The 25,824-nt window shown below is 62.8% G+C and carries 13 protein-coding genes; 5 read left to right on the top strand and 8 right to left on the bottom strand.

Annotation, left to right across the window (positions count from 1 at the left end):
• Positions 1 to 11 precede the first annotated feature (11 nt).
• From BLW22_RS02855 to BLW22_RS02865, 3 genes are read left to right on the top strand one after another with little or no spacing between them, the layout of a single operon-like run.
• On the top strand, positions 12 to 758 hold the full coding sequence (locus tag BLW22_RS02855; RefSeq protein WP_074844036.1) for a pilus assembly protein: 747 nt from the start codon (positions 12 to 14) through the stop codon (positions 756 to 758).
• Positions 758 to 1,291 carry a CS1 type fimbrial major subunit gene (locus BLW22_RS02860; RefSeq protein ID WP_174562723.1) on the top strand — a complete coding sequence of 178 codons (534 nt, stop codon included), beginning with the start codon at positions 758 to 760 and terminating at the stop codon, positions 1,289 to 1,291. Before BLW22_RS02855 ends, BLW22_RS02860 begins: the two co-directional genes overlap by 1 nt.
• 20 nt (positions 1,292 to 1,311) lie before the next feature.
• Entirely contained in the window at positions 1,312 to 2,052 is a 741-nt protein-coding gene (locus BLW22_RS02865) for a pilus assembly protein (RefSeq protein ID WP_065926559.1), read from the top strand.
• On the opposite strand, the gene BLW22_RS02870 is transcribed toward BLW22_RS02865, so the two are convergent.
• Positions 2,042 to 5,137, bottom strand: coding sequence for a transglycosylase domain-containing protein (locus BLW22_RS02870; protein ID WP_074844038.1), 3,096 nt, complete (start codon positions 5,135 to 5,137; stop codon positions 2,042 to 2,044). The genes BLW22_RS02865 and BLW22_RS02870 overlap by 11 nt on opposite strands.
• A gap of 178 nt (positions 5,138 to 5,315) precedes the next feature.
• Here BLW22_RS02870 and BLW22_RS35180 point away from each other — a divergent pair, with 178 nt between their 5' ends.
• Positions 5,316 to 9,947 carry a sbcc family protein gene (locus BLW22_RS35180; protein ID WP_074844040.1) on the top strand — a complete coding sequence of 1,544 codons (4,632 nt, stop codon included), beginning with the start codon at positions 5,316 to 5,318 and terminating at the stop codon, positions 9,945 to 9,947.
• A 361-nt stretch (positions 9,948 to 10,308) separates the two neighbouring features.
• Positions 10,309 to 11,727: an amino acid permease gene (locus tag BLW22_RS02880; RefSeq protein WP_065926556.1), complete on the top strand. Its 1,419-nt coding sequence runs from the start codon at positions 10,309 to 10,311 to the stop codon at positions 11,725 to 11,727.
• Between the two features lie 48 nt (positions 11,728 to 11,775).
• Here the strand turns inward: BLW22_RS02880 and BLW22_RS02885 are convergent, their stop codons facing one another.
• The 7 genes from BLW22_RS02885 to BLW22_RS02915 all read right to left on the bottom strand — a co-directional run bounded on the left by BLW22_RS02885 (position 11,776) and on the right by BLW22_RS02915 (position 25,794).
• Complete coding sequence (locus BLW22_RS02885; protein ID WP_074844042.1) at positions 11,776 to 18,267, bottom strand: NEL-type E3 ubiquitin ligase domain-containing protein; 6,492 nt, start codon at positions 18,265 to 18,267, stop codon at positions 11,776 to 11,778.
• A gap of 66 nt (positions 18,268 to 18,333) precedes the next feature.
• The gene (locus BLW22_RS02890; protein ID WP_065948881.1) at positions 18,334 to 19,467 is read right to left on the bottom strand and encodes an OpgC family protein; all 1,134 of its coding nucleotides are present in this window, start codon (positions 19,465 to 19,467) and stop codon (positions 18,334 to 18,336) included.
• A 132-nt stretch (positions 19,468 to 19,599) separates the two neighbouring features.
• Positions 19,600 to 19,896, bottom strand: a complete 297-nt coding sequence (locus tag BLW22_RS02895) for a cupin domain-containing protein (RefSeq protein WP_074844044.1) — start codon at positions 19,894 to 19,896, stop codon at positions 19,600 to 19,602.
• A gap of 59 nt (positions 19,897 to 19,955) precedes the next feature.
• The gene (locus BLW22_RS02900) at positions 19,956 to 20,240 is read right to left on the bottom strand and encodes a putative quinol monooxygenase (protein WP_065926552.1); all 285 of its coding nucleotides are present in this window, start codon (positions 20,238 to 20,240) and stop codon (positions 19,956 to 19,958) included.
• 11 nt (positions 20,241 to 20,251) lie between these two features.
• A complete protein-coding gene (locus tag BLW22_RS02905; RefSeq protein WP_074844046.1) occupies positions 20,252 to 21,871 on the bottom strand; it encodes an FMN-binding glutamate synthase family protein in 1,620 nt (539 codons plus the stop codon).
• Between the two features lie 81 nt (positions 21,872 to 21,952).
• On the bottom strand, positions 21,953 to 24,217 hold the full coding sequence (locus BLW22_RS02910; protein ID WP_074844048.1) for a glycoside hydrolase family 3 N-terminal domain-containing protein: 2,265 nt from the start codon (positions 24,215 to 24,217) through the stop codon (positions 21,953 to 21,955).
• Positions 24,214 to 25,794: an OpgD/OpgG family glucan biosynthesis protein gene (locus BLW22_RS02915; protein WP_235865566.1), complete on the bottom strand. Its 1,581-nt coding sequence runs from the start codon at positions 25,792 to 25,794 to the stop codon at positions 24,214 to 24,216. The genes BLW22_RS02910 and BLW22_RS02915 overlap by 4 nt, the downstream gene beginning before the upstream one ends.
• Between the last annotated feature and the right edge of the window lie 30 nt (positions 25,795 to 25,824).

A 25,824-nucleotide genomic window follows, 5' to 3' on the forward strand; every position in this document is an offset into this window, starting at 1 on the left:
CGGAGAGCGTTATGTGGATCAAGTATGTGTTGGCCCTGTGGGTGCTCGGCGGCTTGCCGCTGTGGGCACACGCCGGCCCGAGCCTCAACGTCGGGGCGTTCTACGACTACCTGGAAGGCGATAAGAGTACCTACCTCAAGCGGGTCTTCAATGCTGGCGACAGCACCGCCTTTGTACGGATCCAGGTGCAGGAAATCCTCTACAACAATGACGGAACCTCCGAAGAGGTGGCGCTAAAGCCGGCCGCCGACCCCAGCATTCGTGACGGCCTGATGGCCAGCCCGACGCGCTTGATCGTGCCGGCCGAAGGCATGCAGGGCACGCGCCTGTTGTACCTCGGCGAGCGCGAAAAAGAGCGTTATTTCCGCGTGCGCTTCGTGCCGGTGATGCCAGAAAAGGACGACGAGTTTGCGGTTTCGAATGAGGAACGCGAAGCCTACAAAACGTCCTTGTCAGCCGGGGTCACGGTATTGGCAGGGTTCGGCACGGTGTTTTTCGTGAGGCCCAAGGTGACGCGCTTTGCGACGGGCACCGATGACAGTGCCGGGAGCTACCGTCTGCGTAACGACGGCAATAACGTGGTGGTGATCGATGAGTTCAAGGACTGTTCCACCGCCGCGCCCCAGGACTGCCAGCCCACCACCAAGCACCACATTTTGCCAGGCCGCGCGTTTGACTTTGACAAGCAGGCCGGGCGGACTTACCGCTTCACTCTGATCGAAGGCGGTGACAAAAAACCTTATGAGGTCAAAGGATGATGAGCAGTGAAACAACCCACGTCGGCTGGCGCGGACGGCCGTCGGAGACGCTGTACAAAGGCCTCGCGTGGGCGGTGTTGTTGGTCGCCGTGCTGTTCAGTTCATCGGCGCTGGCGGTTCGCGAAGCGCGGGTGTTCGATGTGTCGGTGACCATCCCGACCTCGGACTTTTACGTACTGCCGATCACCCCAGGGTTCCTGGAGCGTGAGCAACAGATGGTCTGGGACCTGGTGCCGGGTCGCCTGCGTCCGCTGCGCGAACACTTCGACGTGAGGAGTTCGGCGGGCGGGATCAACGCGCGGCTGGGCGCGGTGCCCATGTTGTTCAACGGCGGGCGTACCTATATCGACTTGAGTGTCACGTTCAATGGCCAGGCGCTGAGCCTCGACGACACCCTGGTGGTGCCCCAGGACGAAGCGCGCCAGGGCAAACGTGTGCTGCTGGACATCTCGGCGGTCGAGCCGGCGGATGGGTTTACCCCCGGCGAGTATTACGGCAGCGTCGAGTTGCTGTTCGACGCGGTACGCCCATGACGATTTTTAAAGGAGGGGTTATGAAACGTGTAGCGGCAATGCTGGGCTTGATGGTGTGTTCGTTGAGTGCCCAGGCCGGGCCGAACATCAACATTGGCGACTTTTACGACTATTTGCGTGGCGATAAAAGCACCTACCTCAAGCGTGTCTTCAACGGCGGCACCAAGACTGCCTTCGTCAAGGTCAACGTCACCGAAATGCTCTACAAACCCGACGGCAGCTATGACGAAGTGCCGCTCAAGCTCGAAGCCGACGGCAGCGTGCGCAATGGTCTGGTCGCCAGCCCGGCGCGGCTGATCGTGCCGGCCGATGGCATGCAGAGCACACGTTTTGTATTCATCGGTGAGCGCGATAGCGAGCGCTATTTCCGGGTACGTTACCTGCCAGTGGCGCCCGAGAAAGACGACGGCTTTGGTGTCACCGATGAGGAGCGCAAAGCCTATGAAGAGACCTTGGTGGGCGGTGTGCAGGTGATGGCTGGCTACGGCACCGTGTTCTTCGTGCGGCCCAAGGACAGCCGCTTCGATACGCGGGTCGAAAATGGCGGGCAGCGTTACACCTTGCGCAATGCGGGGAATACGGTGGTTGTGGTGGATGAGTTCAAAGATTGCGCGGCCAATGACCGAACGTCGTGCGCCCCCACCACCAAGAATCATATTTTTCCGGGGCGGGTGTTCAGCTTTGAAAAACAGGCCGGGCGTACTTATCGGTTCTATCTGGTAGAGGGCACTACCCAAAGAATCGTCGAAATCAGTGGCTAGCAGCGGTGCACAAGGTATGGCTGCCCGGTTGCAGATAGGGCATCAGCACCGGCGCCATGCCCTTGAGCACCTGCACCGGCAGCGCTGAGGTAAAGGTGAAATTCTGCGCGCCGCTGCCGGGAACAAAGGCAGTCAGGGTGCCGAAGTGGTGTTCACCGATGTAAAACACAAAGGTCGCGGTGCGGTTGATTGCCTTGGAACTCAGGACCCGCCCACCCGCGCCAATCGCCTCGATGCGGTTATCCCCGGTGCCGGTCTTGCCGCCCATCGCCAAGGGGCTGCCATCGGCCAACTTGAAACTGCCGGAGACACGTTTGGCGGTGCCTGCGTCCACCACTTGCGACAAGGCCCCACGCAAGGCGGTGGCCACTTCGCTGGGCATCACCCGTTTGCCGCGATTCGGGTCATTGATCAGGCGGGTTTCATAAGGTGTGCCGGCGGCAAAGTGCAGGCTGTCGATGCGCAGGGTCGGTTGGCGCACACCGTCATTGAGGATCGTGCCCACCAGTTCGGCGAGGGCCGCGGGCTTGTCGCCAGAACTGCCGATGGCCGTGGCCAGGGACGGCACCAAGTGATCGAAGGGGTAGCCGACGGCTTTCCAGCGCTGATGAATATCCAGGAACGCTTCGATCTCCAGCATGGTGCGGATGCGGCTGTCGCGGGCGCTTTTGTGCCGGCTCTTGAACAGCCAGCCATAGACTTCCTGGCGTTCATGCTCGCTGGCCGCGACCGCCTGGGTAAAGGTCGCGTCGGGATGGTTGAGCAGGTAACCGAGCAGCCATAGGTCCAGTGGGTGAACCTTGGCGATATAGCCTTGGTCCGGCAGGTCGTAGGCGCCGGGGCCGTAGCTCAGGTAGAGTTTTTGCAGGCGCTCGTCGCTGAGTTTTTCGCTGGTCTTGCTGCCGCTCAGGTGGGAGCGGATGAAACGGTCGAAACTCTCTTGGCTGGCCTGGGGCAGCAGGTAGCGATGCACGGCCGCCAGACGGATGGCGGTGGGGTGCAGGCCGTCGAGGAAGGTGTTGAGCCGGGCCTGGGTGTCCTTGTTGCGGTATTTTTTCCAGAAGCGCAGCAAAAACGTCGTGCCCTCGCGGTCGGCGAACTGGGCCAGGTATTCCTGGCGCCGTGGGTCGCTGTCGTCCTTGAGTAATTGCGCGCTGTTGCCCGGGGCCTGGTAGGTGCTGTAGCGCACCAGGTCGCGCATCAGGCGGATGAAGGGCAGGTTGATCGACTCGCGCAGGGCGTCACGCAGGGTCGGGCTGCGGCCGTTGTCTTCGTTGCGAAAGTTGTGGAAGTGATGCAGGCCGCCACCGGTGAAAAAGCTTTCGCCGGGGCTGGCCGAATATTGCCGATCAAGGGCTGCGTCGAGCATCTTCGGCAGGCTCTGGTCGCTGTTCTGCGCCAGGTAATCCAGGGCCCAGCGGGACAGGCGATCCTGGTCATCGATCTCGATTTTTTTCAGCGCAGCGGGCGGCTGGCCGGCGTATCGATCATGCAACTCGCTGATGATTTGCAGGTAGGTGGTCAGTACCCGCAGCTTGGCGGTGGAGCCCAGTTCCAGCTTGCTGCTTTCGTTGATGTCGAACGGTTGGTCGGTGTTGTCGGTCTGCACCCGTACGCGGGCACCGTCGGGCGTCATCTCATACAGGGTGAAGCTGTAGTGCACTTGGGCGGTGCTGCTGGGCGTCAGCAGGCGCGGGCCGAGTAGCCCCAGTTGGCCGGCGAAGGCCGGGTCTGCCAGGCGTTTGAGGTAGTCGGTGGCCTGGGTTTGCAGGTCGCTGTGCAGGGTGCTGGTGGCGGACAGGTCGAGGCGGTCCAGGTCATACAGCGGCCGGTTGAGCAGGGAACCCAGGCGGCTGCGGGCAACGTTGATGCCTTTGTTGCTTTCGATGGGCTGGACCGTGGGCTGCTGCTGCCAGTCCCGGTACGTGACCCGGCTGGCGAGTGCGGCCTCGGACAGCCCTGGCTCAATCACCCCGTTCTGCGCCAGCAAACGCAGATGACTGTCGGTCAGTTGCTCCAGGTCGGCACGGCCCTTGGCGAGGTAGTAAGACGGGCGGCGCTGGGCAATCATCAGGGACAACACTTCGCGCAGGGCCAGGCCTTTTTGCTTGAGCGTTTGCGGGTCGTCACTGGCGAGCAGGGCGTTGGTCTGGTTGAAGTCGGCGCCATACCAGACCCGCAGTCCTTCTGCCAGGCCATGCACCTCGCCGTGGCCGGGCACCGCCGACAGCGGCACGCTGTTGAGGTAGTCGCGCACCACATCCTGACGTGCTTGCAGGCTGTCCGGCCCGCCCTGATACGCCCGTACACTGGCGGAAATCATCTGGCGGATTTTCTCACCACCGCTCAGGGTCAGCCCATCGGGTGAGTGGCGGTATTTTTCCAATTGCGTGGCCAGGGTACTGCCACCGGCACTTTGGCCAGGCAGGTGCAGCAAGCGTGCGACCTGCGACCACGCGGCCTTGGCAAAACGTGGCCAATCCACGGCGGGGTTGGCTTGGGGTTGGTCGGGGTCGAGCAGGTCGCGGTTCTCGATAAACAGCAGGCTACTGACGATCACGGGCGGGATGGCGCTGAAACGCGGGTACGCCTGTTGCGGGTAATTGAAGCGGTACACCGGGGCGGCCCGGCAATCGGTAATCGTCAGACCAGCCTGGATTTTCTCGCGGTAGGGAATGAACAGGCCGTGATCGCTGTAGTCGATCAGCGCCGTGGAGAAGCGTGCCTGACGTTCGATCAGGTAGTTGCGTTTGAGCAGGCGCGGCAGGAACTCACCCAGGGCGCTGTAGCCCAGGCGCCGGTCGAACGGACCGTCGCCGGGATAGACAATGGCGTCGCTGGCACCGGGTTGTACCGTATAGCTCAACGCGTGGGCGAGACGGCTTAACTCTCGGGCTTGCCAGTGGGCCGTGCGCATTTCCCGATGGGCGGCAAACCCCAGCGCGATCAGGCCGATCAGCAGCAGTAACCAGACCATTCGCCACGCATACCGCCGCTTGCGGGGGCTTTGCGGCAATGGCTGTTCATCCAGGCTGTCGGCGGGGCCAGCAGCCTTGGGTGAATCGGTTTGCCATAAAGCGCCCATAGTCGATTGATCCATTCACGCAGATTGATCGGACTTGATTCAAGCGTAGACGTTGATTGAGGCAGACAAGGGATTTGTCGCAAACCCCTAGCGGGCTACCGCAGGTGCGTGGAAGGCAAGCCATAGCCTGCGAGGTCAATCGGACCGATTTCCGGTGTCCGTTACCAGGAGCTCCCTCATGTCTCAAACCCCCCCTGTGCCCACGTTGCGGCGTGCGCGCATCGAGCGGATCGTCAATACGTTTTCCTCTGTGCCGAGCTTGCGTACGGTAGCGCAGGCCCAGATCCAGGCGGCACTGGATCGGCAGTACCCTTCCTTGCACTATGCCGCCGCACACCTCGCCATTGGCATACCTGTAGGTCAGGGTTATCGCTACAGTGCACTGGCCGACGAAGTGCTGGCGCGCCTGGCCCGTGCGCGACCGGTTCGGTATGTCGAAGACTTTCACCAGGTGATGCAGCATCAACGGGAGGTCTACGTGCAGGGCGGGCCGGGGCTGGTCGATCTGGAACGGCTGGTCAACCACGCGGGAGGCGAGTTGTTGGATGCCTGGCTCGCACGTTTGCGGGATTGGTGGGGGGCACCGCGAGGGGAGGGGACGAGCCGCTGGGCTGAGTTGTCCGATGAATTAGTGGGGTTGCTGTATGAATGCCAGATGCCTGCGGGCATGAGTGCAGAGCACTTTTCACGGCTGTTTCCACGTCAGGCGCTGCACCCCAGCCGACCTGATCGTACGTGGCGTTCGCAGGGTGAGACGTTGACGGTACGTACGCTGTCGGTGCGCCGTGGCCAGAGCACGCAACCCCCTGACATGGTGCCGGTATTGATCCTTGATCACCGGCTGCTGGGGGCCGAACTGCGCACGCTGCTCGTGTTCAGTCCCGCCACGGGGATTCATCCGTTGCAACAGTTGGAGGATATCGAACCCCTGATCCCCGGGTTCGTGAGCGCCTCGCTGGCACACGGGGCCGTGGAGTGGTTTGTCGAGGAACTACCCGGCGACCCGTTCGATGCGTTGGCGGCCTGCTTTGCCCAACAGCAGAGCGCCGAAGTCATGGCAATCGACCGCTCAGTATCACGTACGCCCGAGCAGTGCCAGGCAATGCTGGACTACGTGACTGACCCCCATCGTTGGTTCGAGTCGGCCCTCACACCTGAACAGCAACGCTTGCAAGATCGATTACCGCTCTGGCTCATCCATGCTTCGCCGGACGACAGCCTGGCCTATGCTCGCCTGCTACAGGGGCTGGTCGCTGCGCAAACAGCGGCGGCGGGGCACACCTTTCTCGACGGTATCGCGCCGATTCGCACGTTCACCGCCCAGGCCCTGACGCACTGCCTGGAGAAGGAGCCCCGCGCCAAGGCGATCAGCCCGGATCACATTGAACTGACCTACAGCCTTGTCACGGCGGTGATGTTGCCAGGCGGTTTTACCAGTGGTGATGCCCACCGGGTGACACTCACGCTGACGGAGCTGGCCCTGGAAAACCTCGGCGGTTTCCCCCATGCGCCGTCCCGGATAAAACTCAACGGCGACGTGGCGCCCGCTTGGTTGAGCGCCTCTTTGTTGACCGGCTGCGTGACCGAGACGGACGTCGGCCAGGCGTACCCCGACCTGTTGCGCAAAAAACTGATCGACGACCCGATTGAATCGGCCCGCCGCGAGAAGCTGTTCAGTCGGCAACTGCGGGCGCAACTGCCGCTGCTGGCGCTGGAGCTGAAGCTCAAACGCGAGGGCGGCTTGAGCCAGGCCGGTTACCGGTTGGTGGAGGCGGCCGTCCAGGCCAGTGCGGATGGACGCGCGGCGGGTATGTGGTCGCTGGCATTCAAGGCCACGCCAGCTGCGACGGCGGACGAGGTGGTCGGTTTTTACGTGATCGGCCCACGTGACACCGAGCACGGGCCGCATCTGTTGTACCGGCCGTTGTCGACCCCAAGCCTGCGTGAGTTCGAGTCGCAGCAGGCGTTGTTGGAGGCCATCAAGACGCCAGGGGAATTGCACGACAGTGTCCTCGCCTGGATGGCCCCTGCCCGCCAGCCGGTGTATGCCAACGGTGGTTTCCAGGAACCGCATGTCGCGCACTTTCTGGCCGGTGATGAGTTCAGCGTGCCGGATCGGCCAGCGCCGGCACAGCTCAGTAAGCGGCTGGAGGAAGGCGACCCGTTGCCTGGCCTGTTTGTCTCGACTGCCCAGGCGTTGGTCAGCCTGGCCCAGGCTCAGTCGGTGTCCAATGCTCAGCAACGCTGGCGGACGTTAAAGGCCGGCGGTTGGTTGCTGTTCAATACACTGCTGCCGTTTGTCCGGGGGCCGGCACTGCTGGCGGGCTGGATGGTGCAGGTGATGGACAGTGTCCAACGGGATGTGGCGGCATTGGCCAGTAACGACTCGGTCATGCAGACCCAAGGTGTGATAGACCTGTTGACCAATCTGGTGATGATCCTGGCCCATCGGGCCTCGCCTCATGAGTGGCCGGCGATGCTGGACCAGCAAGCCTCAACGTTTGCTTCGCCAGCGTCGATGCAGCGTCCGCCCGCAGTGATACTTGGCCCTGCCACCGTGCAATTGCAGCCTCCCTTCAGTTGGAGTAATTCGCGCGATACGCTCACACCGTCCTTGCGCGCCCGGCTGGAGGGTATGAGTCTTAAGGCCTTGCCCCAACCTTGGCCATCACGGCTGCCAGGCGCACAGGCTTCGGGGATACACGAAGGCTTGCTACTGGATACGGCGTCGACCCCGGTCCACTGGCAGGCGTTGGTGCGCGGTCATGTGTACCGCGTGCAAGTGGCCCGTGACCGCGTGCGAGTGGTCAGCGCCGACGGTAGCGCGAACGGGCCGTGGCTCAAGTCGCTGGGGGGCGGTGCATGGGATGTGGACTTGGGCTTGCGCCTGCGCGGCGGGCAATCGGATACCCCGACCGGCCTGGTTGACAGTGAGTCACGCCGTCAGCAACTGGAGCAGGATTACCGCCAATCCACCGAGCGCCGGGAAACCGCAGACCGTGCCCTGACCACGGCCCGCATGCTTAGAGACAGTGAGGATACGCGCGTCACCGAACAGCATCGCGCCACGGCGGGCGCTCGCTATGTGCAGGAGCTTCAGAACAAACTCGAGGCCTCATTGCTTGAGCTGGAGTGCCTCAGGGCGCTGCAGGTCATCAGGCGCCGACCCGGTTATGCGAGAGAGTTGTCCACGTTGCTGGAAGGGACGGCGCTCACGTTGCAGCTATTGCTCCAGCACGCCCGCCAACAGACCGTCGCGATCCACCGCAGGTTGGTGCCGCTGCTGGAGCTGGTGCAATCGCTGAGCGCGCAGGAGGCACTTTTGGATATCTATCAGCAGCCCCACCGGCAGATCATGGAGGGGCTGCGGCAGTTGGCCGACAGTAATGAGCAAGCCATTGACTGGCGCGGCCTGCAACTGGGTTTGCTGGATGAACTGAGTCAGGTGCCCAAGTATGGGCGGGACAAGGCCCAAGCCTTGCGCGAGAGCGAGTTGTCCGCGCCGACGGTGCTCGAACTGCAATCGCTGCAGGTCACCGCCTTGTGGGCCGTGGCGATCAATACCGAAGGGCCGACGCTGGAGGAAGGTTTTTTTCAAAGCCTGGACGACACCATTCACCGCGCCCGTTGGGCCAGTGGCTCGCAGGCGCACTTGGACGAGCTGGCGCCGCAAAGTGCGGAGCTGCGTACCGAGTTGCTGGAGAGTTTCGACCGTGTCTACGCCTTGAGCGATGATCGGATTGAGTTCTGGCGCGCTATGGCCCCGGAGCGATTCGATCTCAAGTACCTGGAGAAGCTGCAACAGTTGCTCGCGCAATTGCACAAGGAGGTTCAGCGTGAGCTGGCAGCGGTGCTGGTTCCGACAGCCGCCGCGACGCCTGCTGTGGGACGTGCGCGGGTTCGGCAGAAAAAAATCATTCGCGTGCGCAACCAGGACATGTACGTCGCCCAGGTCAAAGTGACAACCGGCGAGCATCCCCAGGAAGTGGCCGAAGTCACGGATGCCCAGGACGCGGTGATCGCCACGTTTACCCAGGCCGACGATGGCATTTGGGAGCCGGTCAAGGCACCCGCCCCGGCGCTTCCTGGGCCGCTGCCCAACCTGGGCCGGCTGGTCGAACAGGGGCAGGCGTTACGCGCACCGGTGGAAAAGGCCATCGCCGAGGTACTCAAAATGGCCAGTCGGGCCAATGAGCCTCAGTCGTTGCAGGACCTGCTGGAGCAGCGCGCCGACAAGTTGCGCCAGTGCGCCGAGGCGATCCAGCAGCGGTTGCTGCACAGCGTGCCGGAGCGCCTGGCCGCGACGCAGCGTGCCCGGGCCACAACCGAGGCCGATGAGTTGCGCGCGGCCGCCAGCCGCTTGTCCGAGCAAGGTTTGCAGGCACGCCTGGCTGCAATCAAGGCGCGCCTGCCGACCCAGGCCGGGGTGGAGGTGCTGGTCAGTCATCACGAAGCGCGCATCTTTCGCCAGGGGGCGCGGGTCGAACTCGCCGGACGGTCCAATGACTGGTTGCAAGCGTACGTGGTGATGGACGCGCAAACGCGTCAGGCCCTGTGCTACGGGCATTTTCACTACGAACGGCCGACCGGGCCGGACGACCATTTCACCGCTGCGCACCTCAAGACACCCGCGCAACATCGAATGGGCAAACAGTCCCAGGCCCAGGCCCGTGCCCAGGCATTCGCCAGCATGCAGGCGGGGCAAAGCGGGCGTGTGACGCAAACTCTGGAGATCCATCGGGGCGAAATCAACCTCAGGATGGCGCGCAGGTTGTTTTTCGATGCGCCGCAGTGGACCGGCGACTGGTGATCGATACGGACCCTCGGGCTAGAGCGCTCCAGCTCCGGTAAATACGACCAGGGCAGGGGCATGACGGTGCACCGATGCTGTGCAATACTCGCCGCCGTTTGCGACAGACTATTCCTACAGTTCCCAGGTGATGCCCCTCCGCAGAAGCGGCATTTGCCGAGGAATCTCGCTGAATTTTGTTGCTTATTGAGTGAAAAGCCCTGCTTGCGGCTTTCTATACTGCACGCCCCCTGAGCTGGCCGGTGTGTCGGCCGGACGGGTTTACCCACGAGGTGAGCCCGCTAGGACAGCGTCACGGCGACCCGCTGTGGCGCTGAACACTCGGTGGTTCAATCCAATAACAAAATGAGGTTGTATCCCCATGCCAGCTGGCAACCACCTGCCCCATGGCGAGACCGCTTCTGGCGGCCCGCTCAAACGCGAACTCGGTGAGCGGCATATCCGCCTGATGGCCCTCGGCGCCTGTATCGGTGTCGGCCTGTTCCTCGGTTCGGCCAAGGCCATCGAGATGGCCGGCCCGGCGATCATGCTCTCCTACATCATTGGCGGCCTGGCGATCCTGGTGATCATGCGCGCCCTCGGCGAGATGGCCGTGCACAACCCGGTCGCCGGTTCGTTCAGCCGTTATGCCCAAGACTACCTTGGCCCGTTGGCGGGCTTCCTGACCGGCTGGAACTACTGGTTCCTGTGGCTGGTGACCTGCGTCGCCGAGATCACCGCCGTGGCGGTGTACATGGGCGTGTGGTTCCCCGATGTACCGCGCTGGATCTGGGCCCTGGCGGCCCTGGTGAGCATGGGCACCATCAACCTGATCGCCGTCAAGGCCTTCGGTGAGTTCGAGTTCTGGTTCGCCCTGATCAAGATCGTCACCATCATCGCGATGGTCATCGGCGGTGTCGGCATCATTGCCTTCGGTTTCGGCAATGACGGTGTTGCCCTGGGTATTTCCAACCTGTGGGCCCACGGCGGCTTCCTGCCCAACGGCGTGCAGGGTGTGTTGATGTCGCTGCAGATGGTGATGTTCGCCTATTTGGGCGTGGAGATGATCGGCCTGACCGCCGGTGAGGCGAAGAACCCGCAGAAGACCATCCCCAATGCCATCGGCTCGGTGTTCTGGCGGATTCTGCTGTTCTATGTCGGCGCGTTGTTCGTGATCCTGTCGATTTACCCGTGGAATGAAATCGGCACCCAGGGCAGCCCCTTCGTGATGACGTTCGAGCGGTTGGGCATCAAGACCGCCGCCGGCATTATCAACTTCGTGGTGATCACCGCTGCGCTGTCGTCGTGCAACGGCGGCATCTTCAGCACCGGTCGCATGCTCTACAGCCTGGCACAGAACGGCCAGGCTCCGGCGACGTTCGCCACCACTTCCAGCAATGGCGTGCCGCGTCGCGCCCTGTTGTTGTCGATAGGCGCGTTGCTGTTGGGCGTGTTGCTCAACTACCTGGTGCCGGAAAAAGTCTTTGTGTGGGTGACGTCCATCGCCACCTTCGGCGCGATATGGACCTGGGTGATGATCCTGCTGGCGCAGCTCAAGTTCCGTCGCGGCCTGAGCCCGGATGAGCGCGCCGGGCTCAAGTACCGCATGTGGCTGTACCCGGTCAGTTCCTACCTGGCGCTGGCGTTCCTGGTGCTGGTGGTCGGCTTGATGGCCTACTTCCCGGACACCCGGATCGCGCTGTACATCGGCCCGGCGTTCCTGGTGCTGCTGACCGTGTTGTTCTATGTGTTCAAGCTGCAGCCGGCCCAGGCTGGCCAGGGTTCGCCGCGCTCGGCATGACCCCCTGAACGATGGCCTGCCTGCCCCTTGCGACAGGCAGGCCACAGGTCAGACGTGTTGCAGGGTCAGTTGGGTGCCTTCTGTCAGTTGCCGCACCAGGCGGTTATGTTCACTTCGTTCTTCCTCGGCCAGTGACTGGCGGCGCTCCAGGTACGCATCCGAACGCTTGTCCGGCAGTTGCTGCTCGAGCACGCTGACTTTGTAGCTCATGGTGTCCTTGATGGTCAGAAACGGCTCCGGCTCGCTACTTGCCAAATATTCGATCCAGAATTCGCTCATCAAGATCCACTCCTGCAAGGCGGGCGACTCGCCAAGCCGGAGCAGGGTGTTGCGCGCAGTGTTGACCACCTCGTCCGTGACGTAGTCATTCACGGTGTACAGCAGTTCCAGCGGATAAAACGGCAGGTCGAACTCACGGGCCAGTTTTTCGCGCAGGTACACCGTTACCTCGGCTGGGTCGACCGTCAGGTTGGCCCGTTCACGCTCAAGAATGAACTGATCGGCAAAGTGATCCAGCTGATTGAGGTAGAAGCAACTCTTGGCCAGCGCCAGCAAGGCCCTGTCGGCCATGTAACTGCGGGGTTGCTGCTTGGCCTGGTGGATACGGTGATGCAACTCCATGTTGGTGAACGCCAGCAGCACACTGTCGCCGCAGTCGCCTGAGCCGTAGGTGTTGAGGCATACCGTGTCGCGCAGTTGCCTCGACTCGCCCATGGCGCTCAGTAAGGTCCAGACTCTGTGGGTCAATGCTCTCCTTGGGGTGTCGCCGTGGATGTAGGCGTAGGTCCGCGTCAGGTCCTGCAAGACCCGGAACACATCATCGGCACTCGCCGTCTCATTGGTTTTCAAACCCTCCCACAGCGCTCTGCGTGCCGGTACATCCTGGAGCGGCACGCCCATCAGCCATTGGCTGAGGTCGTCGACGGCCACAGCCGTATGCCGAGGCGTACGCAGTTGGCCACCCAGGCGAATGCCGGTATCCAGCCGGTACGCTTCGATACTCGCCAGGGTCGGTGCCGACAGCGGGTTTTCATGCAGGAGCGTGTTGCGATTGGCGGCTTGCAGCCAGGGGTTGGTGAAGACTTCTTCTGGAATGGTGGAGATCTGGTTTTCCTGCAGGTGCAACTCCATCAGGTACGGCAGCGCACTGGCGCCACGGGGCCATTGCGTGATGCCGGTGTTACCCAGGTGCAGGATGCGCAGTTGGGTCATTTGACTGACATCCGGGGCGAGTGCCAGGTCCGGGTTGTCGCTGAAGTCCACGTCGCGCAAGTTGACCATGGTTGCCAGGCGTTGTACCGCCTCTTCGGTCAAGCGGATGTCGTTGTCGTTCAGGTCCAGGTAGGTGAGCGAGGTCATATCCGTAATTGCACTGGGCAGTTCGGTCATCCGGCAATCGAGGTGCAATGCCTTGAGCTGGTTGAATTTAGCGAGGAATTCAACCGCCGAAGACGGGAAGGCATTGCCGGAAATCCGCAGGTGTTCAATATGGCTGAAACCGCTGGTACCTGTGATGAACGAGGCGGGTGGCAGGCCACCATCGTCCAGTTGCAACTCCAGGGAGTACACGTGGAACAGCCCGGCGATGTAGACCGCCCTGTTGTCCCGCCGCCATGCCTGGCGCAATTGGTCGGCAATGTAGCGGCGCCGCGCCTGGCGCTGCCCGGCGGGGTCGTCGATCACGTTGTCTTCATCCAGCGCGGTCTCGCTCCAGCGCCGCAACTCCAAGTCCATGGCCTGGTACTCGGCCTTGCGACGTTCGAGCTCAATCAGCACCGCCGGCTCACTGAGGTTCAGCGACTGGATCAATTGTCGCGCGTCGTCGCGGGTGAAACGCGGATAAATCTCTTGGACCTTGGCCACCAGGTCCGGCGGCCTGGGGCCGTTGAACGGCCAGAAACGTGACCAGAGCGGGTACACCAGGAACGAACGCTCCAGGCCCATCGCCGGTTGCATCCAGGGTTGCAGGTGCGGGATATCCAGCAGGCCCTTGATCTCTACGCGGCGGGACAGGGCGATATCGGCGAGTTGCTGGCGCAGTTCGGTGATGCCGGTTTCATCGGTAACGCCCAGGACCGTTTGCTCGCTCGCCGACAAGGTGCTGAGAATCACCCTCAGCAAGTCGTTCGAAGGTTGGCCAAGGGGCACGCTGTTGGCGTCATAAGCCTGATAGCCACGATGGGTCTTGGCCACGGTCTTGCGCGAGGTGCCTACCAAATGACCGGCCGTTTTGAGCAGGCGCCCCTGTTCGTCCCGTTCACGAATATCGATGCGCACATGCCTCGGCCAGGTGGGCAGGAGTTTGAGCAAATGCAGGATAATCCGGTCGCTGTCGGCATTGGCGCAGGCAGACACATGCAAGCCCTCATAGGCGCGGTTCAGTCGCAGGTCGTGGCTACTCAAGCGCGCCTGTTCCGCGAGTCGCAGGCTCAATTGGTTGTTTTCATGCAGTTGCTTGAGTTCGCGTGGCGAGGCGTGGCCAAGAATCGCCGTGACGGTGCTGGTGGGCAGATCGGGATGCTTGGCCTTGAACCGTCGCACCGACTCGCTGCCCCCGGACTCGCTGCGTTGGTACAGCGAGTGCAGGATCTGCGCCTTTTCCCGGTCGGTGTACTCGACGATCCGGGTGATCAACTGGAACAAGCGCTGCTCGTGAGTCGTCGGCAATTCACCGAGCAGGGCCAGGGTCACGTCATCGTGGGTGATAATGTTTTCCAGCAGCCTGGCGTTTTTGAAGTCGGATTCGGTGATCTTCACCGTCAGGTCGTCCGGGCTGCTGCGTTGCGGGTATTGATGGGTGACCTGGTGGTTGTCATCGACAATTTGCAGTACGTGGCTGTCGGGCCATTCCGGCAGGCTGGAGAGCACCAGTAATTGCAAGTCCGGTCGGGCGTTGGAGGCGATGGGGGTTTCGTACATCGCGTCGATGAACTGGTCGATTTCCTGGTCGATCCGAAAGCGTTTGCAGGTGTCGACCAGCAATGGCGGCGCTGCACGGCCGCAGCGGTGAACCTGGCGCAATAGGTGGGCAGGGGTGTCGGTCAGGGCGAGGATGTTTTTGGACATGTCCTGGGTGAAGCTGTGGTGATCGCCCCCCAGGCGATAGAGCAGGCTATGGTCGTCCCAGCTCATCGGGTTCTCGCTGGACAGGCGCCAGGCACCGTGACCGTTGTGCTCCAGGGTCGGGGTGTCGACGCCGACCTTCTGCGGGTGCTTGAGCCGCCATTTAAAGCTGCGCTTATCATAGATGATGCGGTACAGAGAACCGAACAACGGCAGGTAGTGGCGGCCTTCCAGGGGGAAAATACCTTGGGCATCCGGTTGCAGGGCGGGCGGCAAGGGCAATGTGTGTTCGTACTGCGCCAGTGACCCGTTGACCAGGCTCACAAAACCTTCGGGGGTGCGTTGGCTGCTCATGTAGTCGCCCAGGGTGTGGCGCAGGCCCAGCGCATCGGTCGCACTGTGCATGCCCAGCGCCTGGTGCTCGTGGGGTTGCAGTACCGAGCCGATGGCCAGGTAGAAACTGTCGACGACCGGGGACACGGCAATCGTGCCGGCATTGCGCATGTCGTAGGCCTCATAGGCGCCGTCGCCTGAGTGCCGCAGCTCTACGGTTCGGTCGTCTGGGCCGCTGGAGCGATAGGGGGTGGCGATGGCTCCGGCATGCACTTCTGTGATCACGAAGTCGCGCTTGAGCCGATGGCGTACCAGCGCCGATGCGAACTCCCTGGCCCATTGGTCGGCGTCAGTGTTGTAGGGCCTTGGGTGATAAAGCCCGTCGATTGCCGCGTCGATACGCAGGGCGATGCGGTGGTTTTCCAGTTCTTCATGAAAGTGGCTGGGCAGCGCCCCCTCCTGCAAGTAGGCCTGCTGTTGGCGCGGTGTCAGAGGGTGCTGCTGCAGCAGGCGTTCCAGCAAGGCTGGGGACAAGGGGCGATTGAGATCGCGCAGTTTCTTGAGCAGCGGCGTGACCGCCACCAGCGGGGCCGATGCCTGGATGGGCAAGAAGCGTCGGGCATTGATGGGCGGGAGTGGTTCACTTTTTTCATACCCGGCATAGCTGAAGATTGCCGCGAACAACGCCATCCGCTCACGGCTCGCCAGCGCGGCCACGTCCCGGCGAACGCTCATGATCCGCTGTTCGGGCGAGGCGTCGGCCTGATCCGCCAGGCCCAGCCGTGAGTGGGCCGGTTGCAGGCTGATGATCAGGCTCAACAGCGGCTCGGCCCGATAGGGCGGCTGGCCACGATCCCCTTCGACCTGGTAGCCACTGTCTTCACTGCGGATGAGGGTCAGGGTCTTTGACTCGGCCACCGTGTGCTCGAGGTTGCCGAAGGTTTCGATCACGCTGCGTTGCGGGTCGCTGATGCTCAGCAGCAGGCTGGCGGGCCAGTCCGGCAGTTGGGTCAGCAGGCACAGCACCAGGCTGTCACCGTAGGGCGGCAGGTAACCGGGCTCAGGGAAACGTTCGATGATCTGCTGGATCACCTGGTCAGCCTGCAGGCGCCGTACGCCCTCGATCAGGTTCAACGGTGCCGGTTCGCCACGCCAGACCCGATCCAGGGTGGTGCGGGTGGTTGCGGTGCTGCGCAGCATGCGTTCCAGGTCGAGCTGATGGATGACCGACGAACCGTTGGGCAGCATCCGTTGCAGCAATTGGATATCCGAGAGGGTATGAGCGTTGTGCAGGTCGAAGGTCCAGGCCTGCAGCGCGGGCTCGAACACAATGGGTGGCTTGTAGCTGCTGCGACCACTCTTGAGCACGTAGCGCAGGCTTGGCACCTCGTGGCTCACTTCGGCTACCAGGGTCTGGCCTTCATGATGCAGCTTGACGTATTGCTTGCCGTGTACGGTGAACACGCCCAGGGCATCGGCGCTTTTGCCATCCAGTAGGTATTGCCGATCATGGGCATAAGGGCCTGGGTCGGCCTTCCACAGTTCATCCACGCCGTCGGGGCGCGTGACCTTGCGGGGGTTGCCCAGCCGTTGCAGGTGTTCGAGCATGCGTTGGCGATGGGCTTTACCCGCGACATTGATCAGGCGTCCGCTGATTGCCAGGTCGGCGACGTCGGTCAGGGTCGAGGCAAAGCCGCTGGCGTCGCCCTTGGCGGCTTCATTCAGGCCGACGCTGACGCTGTAGGTCATGCTGCCCAGCACCGCCAGTTGCATGATTCGGTTCATGCCCGTGACGCCACCGGGCAGGGGGGTCAGCAGCAGTTGCAGGACTTCGGATGCAATGGCGGCGGCGGCATCCTTGACGGCTTGCCAATCGGCTTCGGAGCGGCTGCTGGCGAGGGTGTCCATGTCGGCCTGGCAACGCTGCAACTGACGATATGCCAGGGCTTGGCGCAATGTCTCGGCGGGGCCGGCATGCGGGTCGGTGGCGAAGCGGATATCGTTGAGTGTGCGTTCCGGGAAGGCGTTGTGAAACCCGTCGTACAGTGTGCCCGCCAGCCAGTTCATGCCCTCGGGGCGTTTTTCCTGGGTCAGCAATGACTGGAAGGCCGACAAGCCCACCAAGGGCAACTGCCGGGAAAACCAGCCGAGGTCGCCTTGCTGGTGACTGTCCAGCAGTTGCTGACGAAAGTCGGCTTCTGCCGAGCGGGCATCGTCGTGGTAGCGAAACGCGCCGCCAGGGCGGAAAGGAAAATAGGACAGCACCCCGAGGCTGGCAATCTTGATCAGCATCAAGGGCACGGGAATGTAACTCTCCCACGCCACGAACGGCACGGAGACAATGGGCGTGACGCCTGAGGTCAGGCTCAGGCTCTCGATCGACAGCTGCGTCCCGCTGCCGTCGATCGATGCCCTGAGGCGCTCATACATCGTGCGGGTCAAACCGTTGTGGGCGCGGTTGCGCCAGGCGTCTAATACATCGAACTGCAGCAGGGCCTGCGCGGCGTCATTCATCAATTGACGCAGCGTGCCATGCTCGCCCAGCGTGGCTCGGATCGTAACGTGCAGTTGGTGACCCAGGTCCAGCTCGCGGGCGATGCCGATGAACTCGCGGGCACTCAGGCTTCGGTCGCCGTCGGGACCGACCACGCGGCTGGCATCAATCAGGGTATAGCCGGAATCCGTGCGAGCGTACGCGGTGAAGCCGAAGTTCACGCAAGCTGCCTCCCACAGCGACAGGCTCTTGACGTGTTCGATATGGCGCAGGTCCATATCCGAACGACGCGGCACTCGGATGTGGCTGCCGGTTCGCCGCTCCCATGGCAAGGGTTGTTCCACTTTTTCCAGGTAGGTGGTTTCGAAGCGGTACTGTTCCGGGTCGCGCCCGCCGATCCTGTCGCGCAATTGCGCCAGGCCCTTGGTCTTGAAGGCACTTACGACCCGTTCTTTCTCGGTCTCGACTGCCGTCAAGGCCGCGAGGGCCTGGCGTTGCAGGTTTACGAAACGTCGCTTTTCCTCGTCGTCCAGGCCATCCAAGGCTTGGATCACGTTGCGCTGGATCAGCTCCAGTGCCTGTTGCTGGGTCCAGGAGGTACTCGATTGCAGATTGCCGGACAGGCCGTTGAGTAATTGTTGAGTCGGCATGCGCTCTACCTTTCACGATAAGTGGAGGGCAGATGGAAGCACCGCGCATGCCGGCGCTGGGGCTATCTATTTAAGGGCCGGCGCTTCGCCGCGCAGCGCCAGGTCCAGGCGCTTGTTGAACTCCAGCCACGCCGCCAGCCCGGCCATCAGCGCCAGGCCCAGCAACGCGCTGAAAACCTGCATCGGCCAGGCATCCTCGACCTGGGCGTTGAGCATGTCCGCCAGCGGCGCCAGCAGCACGCCGAGGCAGAACACCTCCAGGGAGTAGCGGCCCATGCGACAGCTTTGTTGCGCCCACCAGGTTTGCGTCCAGCCGCGACCCGGCAACAGCTTGGCGGTGACATAGGCCAGGGCCAGGAAGTGCAGCAGGCGCAGCGGCGACAGGTCGGTCTTGCTGATGGGGTAGATCAGGTCGCTGAGCCACGACGGCATCAGCGCGTCATGCACCTCGGGCCAGCGCCATGACAGGGTCAGCACACACGCCACCACGGTGTACACCGCCGCCGCCATGAACAACGGCTGGCGCTTGAGCGGGCGCTGTTCCGGCGGGCGCGCCTGACTGGCCTGCAGCGCCGCCGCGCCACCGAGGATAAACAGGAACTGCCAGGTCACCGGGTTGAAGTACCACACGCCGTCGGCAATCGCCCGCAGGTTCCAGCCCATCCACGGCGCCAGCAGATACACCGTCGCCGACGCGGCCACCACCAGCCAGGTGTGGCGCAGCAGCAGCGGCAACACCAGCGGCAACCCCGCCAGCAGCACGATATACAACGGCAGCGGGTCCATCAGGTTGGGCTTGAAGCGCAGCAGCAACTCGTCGGTCAAGGCTTGTTGCGGGTTGGTGATGAAGTGCGTCAGGCCCATTTCCTGGACGAGGTCGCGGGTTTCCACCTTGCTGTTGGCGAAGAACACGATGCCCATCAGCATCGCCAGCAAAAAGATATGCACCACGTACAGCACCCAGGCGCGGCGCAGGATCTTCAGGCAGGCCATCCAGTAGCCTTCGCGTTGCAAGACCTTGCTGTAGGCCAGTACCGAGGCGTAGCCGGCCAGAAACACAAAGACTTCCGCAGCATCGCTGAAGCCGAAGTTGCGCAGGGTGATCTGGCCGAGGGGGTTGTGGGGGACGTGATCCCAGAAAATGAAGATCAACGCCAGGCCCCGAAAAAAATCGATGCGCGGGTCGCGTCCGTTCAGCATGGCAGCGGGCTCTTGAACAAAAGGTTTAGTAATGACCGGTGAGCGCGCAGGTTGTCGTACGCCGCACGTCGGGCGGGCGCAGGTTGGCGGTATTTGTAAGCAATTGCAAAGGTTGGGTATTACTGAATGTCTCTAGGCGTCAATGATCACCAGGGTGCCCTGGCTACCTGGAAGTACGGCATGAGCGGTGCCTGCTTCCACGAGGTACATCTGGCCGGTCTCTACGTGGATCTCTTCATCAGCGATGCTCAGGAGCAAATGGCCGCTGATCACCAGTAGCCCTTCGTTGTAGTCGTGCACCTCTTCTTCGTAAGCCTGCTCATCCATGCGCAACACCTTGATCCGCGCCGGGCCGACCTGGCCCAGGCGTATCGATTTCCAGCTGTCAGGCAGTTGCCCGGCGAGTGCAGCGAAGTCCAGTAACGGCATGTGAATCTCCTTGTTTCTACGATGCCGTCGGTGGTCCGGTTCAGCGGGGAAGAGGTGGGTCAGAACGCATCCATCAGCAGCACTTTGCACGGCTTGGCCTGGTGCTCATTGATCTGCGGCACCAGCCGGGTGAAGTGTTCGGTCTGGCAATGGGTGTCGAGCGCGGCCTGGTCGGGCCATTGCTCGATGAAAATGAAGTGCCCTGGGTCTTTCTGATCGACAAACAGATCGTAGGCGATGCACAGCGGTTCCTGGCGGGTTTTTTCCACCAGTTCGGCGTACCAGGGACGTACGGTGTCGAGGTATTCGGGTTTGATGAAATCTTCGGCGATGACTTTCAACACGATCTGGGTCCTTAAGCAGCGGCGACTTCATGGGGCTCAAAACTGTCCGCCCGCGCCATCTGCCACATGCGCGAATAGAACTCGCCATTCACTTCGCCGGTGAGCAACTCGCCAGGCTTGAGGAACACATGCAACTGCGAGAACAGCTTGATCTCGGTGGCCGACATGCGTCGTACCAGATGCTTGGCCGACAGCTGCGACGGATGATCCAGGCCTGCCGCCGCGAGCATTTCGGCCAGGGCCTTGAGGGTGTTGCGGTGGAAGTTGAACACCCGCTGGGCCTTGTCCGGTACCACCAGGGCACGTTGGCGCAACGGGTCCTGGGTGGCGACGCCGGTCGGGCACTTATTGGTGTGGCACGACTGCGATTGAATGCAGCCAATGGCAAACATAAACCCCCGCGCCGAGTTGGCCCAGTCGGCGCCAATGGCCAACACGCTGGCGATATCGAAGGCGCTGACGATCTTGCCACTGGCCCCCAGCTTGATCTTGTCGCGCAGGTTCAGGCCTACCAGGGTGTTGTGCACGAACAGCAGGCCTTCGCGCAGCGGCACGCCGATATGGTCGGTGAACTCCACGGGCGCGGCGCCGGTGCCGCCTTCCTTGCCGTCGACGACGATAAAGTCCGGGAGGATGCCGGTTTCGAGCATGGCCTTGGCAATGCCCATGAACTCCCACGGGTGGCCCAGGCAGAACTTGAAGCCCACCGGCTTGCCGCCGGACAGTTCACGCAATTGGGCGATGAATTGCATCAACTCGATGGGGGTAGAGAACGCGCTGTGACGTGACGGTGAGATGCAGTCTTCGCCCATCAGGATGCCGCGGGTTTCGGCGATCTCTTGAGTCACCTTGTGCTTGGGCAGGATGCCGCCGTGGCCGGGTTTGGCGCCCTGGCTCATCTTGATTTCGATCATGCGCACCTGCGGGTTCTGCGCCTGCGCGGCGAAGCGCTCCGGGTCGAAGCGGTCGTCGCTGGTGCGGCAGCCGAAGTAGCCGCTGCCCAATTCCCAGGTCAGGTCGCCGCCGTTTTCGCGGTGATAGGGGCTGATGCTGCCTTCGCCGGTGTCATGGGCAAAATTGCCAAGCTTGGCGCCTTGGTTGAGCGCGCGGATCGCATTGGCGCTCAACGAGCCAAAGCTCATCGCTGAGATATTGAACACCGACGCCGAATACGGCTGGGTGCATTGCGGGCCGCCGACCATCACGCGAAAGGCGCTGGGGTCGCTCAGGGGCGCGGGGCGCATGGAGTGGCCGATAAATTCGAAACCCAGCTGGTACACATCGATCAGGGTGCCGAAGGGTTTGTCGGCGGTTTCGTTCTTGGCTCGCGAGTACACCAGGGATCGTTGCGAGCGCGAGAAGGGCAGGGCGTCGCTGTCGGACTCCAGCAGGTACTGGCGGATTTCCGGGCGGATAGCTTCCACCAGATAACGGATATTGCCCAGGATCGGGTAGTTGCGGCGCACCGCGTGGGGGCTTTGCAACAGGTCGAAAATACCGATCAGGCTCAACACGCCGGTGACCAGGGTGATGGGCCACAGCCATTCGTGTTGGATAAAGGGCAGGCTGGCGAGGGTGAAAATGACGCACACGGCAAAGAAGGCGTAGCGGCTTAGCAAGGACAGGCTCATACGGTTTCCTTGGGTTCGGACTCTCAGGTCGATCCGGCATTCTGCGCCAGTAACGAAACGCCAGACAACCTGCAGGTGTACTCAGTTTGATCCCGGTGATGGGACGGACTGGCCCGAAATAGACAAGGCGCGGCTATCGGTCAGTTCAAACCGGGCCTGGTTTTCGGTGGTCGAATCTGCCCCGACGAAGACGGTGAACGTACCGGCCTCAATCACCGGCGAAAAGTTGCTGTCCAGCAGGGCGAAGTCTGCCTGGTCAAGGGTGAAGGTCAGCTCCCGCGCCTCGCCGGGCGCCAGCTGCACTTTGCGGAAACCGCGTAGTTGGCGAACCGGGCGGGTCACGCTGGCGACATCATCGCGCAGGTATAACTGCACGATTTCTTCGCCTGGGCGCGCTCCGGTATTGGTGACGGTGACCGCCACGCTCAGCACTTGGGTGGAAGCCAGCCGCTGTGTGCTGAGCCGCGGTGCGGAGTAACTGAACGAGGTATAGCTCAGGCCGAAGCCGAAGGGATACAGCGGCGTCCAGTGTTCATCGATGTAGCCGGAGGTATACCTTTCATCGCCGCTGGGCGGACGCCCGGTGCTTTTGTGCGCGTAGTAGAGGGGGATCTGCCCCACGTTGCGCGGGAACGTGATCGGCAGTTTGCCGCTGGGGTTGACGTCACCAAACAGGATATCGGCCACGGCATGGCCCATCTCACTGCCCAGAAACCAGGTTTCCAGCAGCGCCGGCGCCTGGCGCACGTTTTGCGAGAGCACCAGCGGGCGGCCATTCATCAACAGGATGACCACGGGTTTGCCGCTGTCCAGCAGGGCACGCAACAGCGCTTCCTGGGCACCCGGCAGGCCCAGGTCCGCGCGACTGCGGGCTTCGCCACTCTGATCGGCGCGCTCGCCGAGCACGGCGACCACCACTTCGGCGCGGCGGGCGGCCTGCCGGACCTCGTTGAGGTTCTGCGTCTCGGTGCTGATGGGCGAAGCGCCGGGCAGGTAAACCACCTCGGTGCCAGGGGCGACGGCACGGCGTATGCCCTGCAAGACCGTGATCGAATCTTCGGGATGAGCCGCCAAGGCCCAGGGGCCGATCGTGGCCTCGGCGTCCGTGGCCAGGCTGCCGACCACCAGCACGTTGCGCAGGTGCTTGGACAGCGGCAGCAGGGCGTCGGTGTTTTGCAACAATACGATGGACTTCTGTGCGGCCTCGCGTGCCAGTGCCCGGTGCTGCGGTGTCAGGACATTGGCCCGTTGCCGCGCCTCGTCGCTGTAGCGGTAGGGATCGTCAAGCAGTCCCAGGCGCTGCTTGGCCTGGAGTACACGGCGCACCGCATTATCCACGGCGGTCAGGGGAACCTGGCCAGTGCGCACCAGGGTGGGCAGGTATTGGCGGTACGTCTGGCTGACCATGTCGATGTCCACCCCGGCGTTGAACGCCAGCCGTGCCCGGTCGGCCGGACCGCCGGCGATGCCGTGCTGGCTCAGCTCCCAAATGGCGTTGAAGTCACTGACAATGAGGCCACGGAACCGCCACTGATTGCGCAGCACACCGGTCAACAGCGCGGTGTTGCTGTGCAGGGGCGTCCCGGCCAGTTCGTTGAACGAGGGCATGATCCCATCGACGCCAGCCGCCACGGCCGCCTGGAAAGGCGGCAAGTACACTTCCCGCAACGTGCGTTCCGACACGTCGGCGACGTTGTAGTCGCGCCCGCCTTCTGCCGCGCCGTAGGTCACGAAGTGTTTCGCGGTCGCCAGCATAAATGACGGGTCGGCAGGCCCGGCGCCGTGGAACCCCCGCACCTTGGCGCTGGCCAGCGCTGCGCCCAGGAACGGATCTTCGCCGGTGCCTTCCACCACACGGCCCCAGCGCGGGTCGCGGGCAATGTCGACCATGGGCGCGAAGGTCCAGTGTATGCCGCTGGCCGTCGCTTCAACGGCCGCCGCGCGAGCGGTCCGTTGTGCCAGGTCAGGGTCCCAGGCAGCGGCTTGCGCCAACGGCACGGGAAATACAGTGCGAAACCCGTGGATCACATCAAAGGCAAACAACAACGGTATAGGCAGGCGCGAACGGGTGACGACGTGTTCCTGCAACCGGCGGGTCTGTTCGACGCCGTAGGCGCCAAGGACCGAGCCCACGGTGTTCATGGGCAGTTGCGCCAGCTCGCCTTGGTCAATGACCGGGCCTGTAGGTGTGTCCTGGACGCCGAGCTGGCTGAGTTGGCCGACTTTTTCTTCCAGCGTCATCTGCTGCAACAAGGCCTCTACGGGGTCCTGCTCGCCGGCGTGGAGAGCGTTGCCGCTGACACTGAGCACCACGCAGAACAGCGCCCATTGGCCGCCGAGCCTCATGGACTATTGCCGGTGTCGGCCGTTGAAGGGGTACCGATTGCCGTCGATTCCGAATGGAAGGGATGGTACTGATACAGCCAGGTCTCTGACAGCGGCTGGCCGTCCAGGCGCAGGAACAGGCGCAATTCCACCGGCTCCTTGCCGTCGACGTTCAGGTCGAACTGTGCTCGCCAATGGCCGGCGACGCCGTCCGGCACCGCTTCGGTAAAGACCCGGCTGAGGGCGCCTCTGGAGCAACTGATCACGGCCTCGGGCTTGACCCCCGGTGCGAGTTTTTCCAATGGGGCGCCCTGGAATTCCACCACGAATTTACGTACCCCCAGCGGGCGCGGCTCGCCCGGTGAGCCGCCTTTGCCCAGGCGAGTGGCCACGCACACCGCCAGTGGCGAAACGTAGGGCTCCCGGGCCAGCCAGTGCAGGCGATACCGCAGCGCATAGCGGTTGCCCGCTTCCGCCGGGGCCGAGGGCACCCACATCGCGACGATGTTGTCGTGGATCTCGTCGTCGGTGCCGTTTTCCATCAGTTGCACGCTGCCTTCGCCCCAATCGCCCAACGGTTCGACCCACAGACTGGGGCGCCGCTGGTAATTCACCCCATCGAGGTAGTGGTCGAAATTACGGTCGCGCTGTAACAGGCCGAAGCCCTTCGGTTGCCGGTCGCTGAACGCCGAAACCAGGGTGCGTGGCGGGTTGTTCAAGGGCCGCCAGATACGTTCTCCGTTGCCGGTCCAGAGCCCCAGGCCGTCACTGTCGTGGACCTCGGGGCGCCAGTCGGCGGCGGTGCGCTTGGCGGTTTCACTGAACCAGAACATCGAGGTCAGCGGCGCAATGCCCAGCCGGCTGACGTTCTTGCGCAGGAAAAACGTGCAGTCGATGTCCATGACCACGCCCTGTGTGCGGTGGATCTCGAAACGGTAGGCGCCGCAGATACTGGGGCCGTCGAGACGCGCGTAGAGGGTCATGGTGTTTGTGTGCTGGTTCTTTGGCGGCTCGAACCAGATGTGGGTGAAGTCGGGGAATTCTTCGGCCTTGCCGGCTTGTGCCACATCCAGGGCAATCGCCCGTGCCGACAGGCCGTACTGGTACAACTCGCCGATGGCCCGGAAGTACGACGCGCCAAGAAAGGCCACCCAGTCGTTCTGTTGCCACGCCAGCCTGGCCTGGTCGCCCAGGCGGCTTTCCTGGATACGAAAACCGGCGAACCCGCTGTTACGGGGCAGGGCATGGGCCGGGCTGTCGCCCGGCATATCGAAGTGCGCCGGGTCGTAGACGATCTCGCGGGCGATGCCGTTGTCCAGCACATACAGCCTGACGGGCGTGCGAAAAAACGACCCCAAGTGAAAAAATGTCACAGGGAACTTGCCGGGGCCTTTGGCGAACAGGGCGTGCTCGGGTTTGAAGCGGATCTGGCCATGGGCGGCGTAGTCGAGTCGCGCCAGCAGCGCGGCCGATGCGGTGCTGGGGTAGGTGTAGGGTTTCAAGGCATCGGCTTGTGCCTGTTCGATCAAGCCTTCGAAGGAAAAAGTACTGGACGGGGCGGCTGTATCGGCCGCGAGGGCGTCCCTGCCCAGTGGCATGAGCAAGGCGCCCAGTGACGCGTATGTGAG

Source organism: Pseudomonas marginalis (assembly GCF_900105325.1).
GTDB lineage: Bacteria > Pseudomonadota > Gammaproteobacteria > Pseudomonadales > Pseudomonadaceae > Aquipseudomonas > Aquipseudomonas marginalis.

Excerpts from the sequence above, each read along its gene's own strand:
- BLW22_RS02855 (WP_074844036.1), top strand. The coding sequence starts at position 12 with ATGTGGATCAAGTATGTGTTGGCCCTGTGGGTGCTCGGCGGCTTGCCG.
- BLW22_RS02860 (WP_174562723.1), top strand. The coding sequence starts at position 758 with ATGAGCAGTGAAACAACCCACGTCGGCTGGCGCGGACGGCCGTCGGAG.
- BLW22_RS02865 (WP_065926559.1), top strand. The coding sequence starts at position 1,312 with ATGAAACGTGTAGCGGCAATGCTGGGCTTGATGGTGTGTTCGTTGAGT.
- BLW22_RS02870 (WP_074844038.1), bottom strand. The coding sequence starts at position 5,137 with ATGGGCGCTTTATGGCAAACCGATTCACCCAAGGCTGCTGGCCCCGCC.
- BLW22_RS35180 (WP_074844040.1), top strand. The coding sequence starts at position 5,316 with ATGTCTCAAACCCCCCCTGTGCCCACGTTGCGGCGTGCGCGCATCGAG.
- BLW22_RS02880 (WP_065926556.1), top strand. The coding sequence starts at position 10,309 with ATGCCAGCTGGCAACCACCTGCCCCATGGCGAGACCGCTTCTGGCGGC.
- BLW22_RS02885 (WP_074844042.1), bottom strand. The coding sequence starts at position 18,267 with ATGCCGACTCAACAATTACTCAACGGCCTGTCCGGCAATCTGCAATCG.
- BLW22_RS02890 (WP_065948881.1), bottom strand. The coding sequence starts at position 19,467 with ATGCTGAACGGACGCGACCCGCGCATCGATTTTTTTCGGGGCCTGGCG.
- BLW22_RS02895 (WP_074844044.1), bottom strand. The coding sequence starts at position 19,896 with ATGCCGTTACTGGACTTCGCTGCACTCGCCGGGCAACTGCCTGACAGC.
- BLW22_RS02905 (WP_074844046.1), bottom strand. The coding sequence starts at position 21,871 with ATGAGCCTGTCCTTGCTAAGCCGCTACGCCTTCTTTGCCGTGTGCGTC.
- BLW22_RS02910 (WP_074844048.1), bottom strand. The coding sequence starts at position 24,217 with ATGAGGCTCGGCGGCCAATGGGCGCTGTTCTGCGTGGTGCTCAGTGTC.
- BLW22_RS02915 (WP_235865566.1), bottom strand. The coding sequence starts at position 25,794 with ATGCCACTGGGCAGGGACGCCCTCGCGGCCGATACAGCCGCCCCGTCC.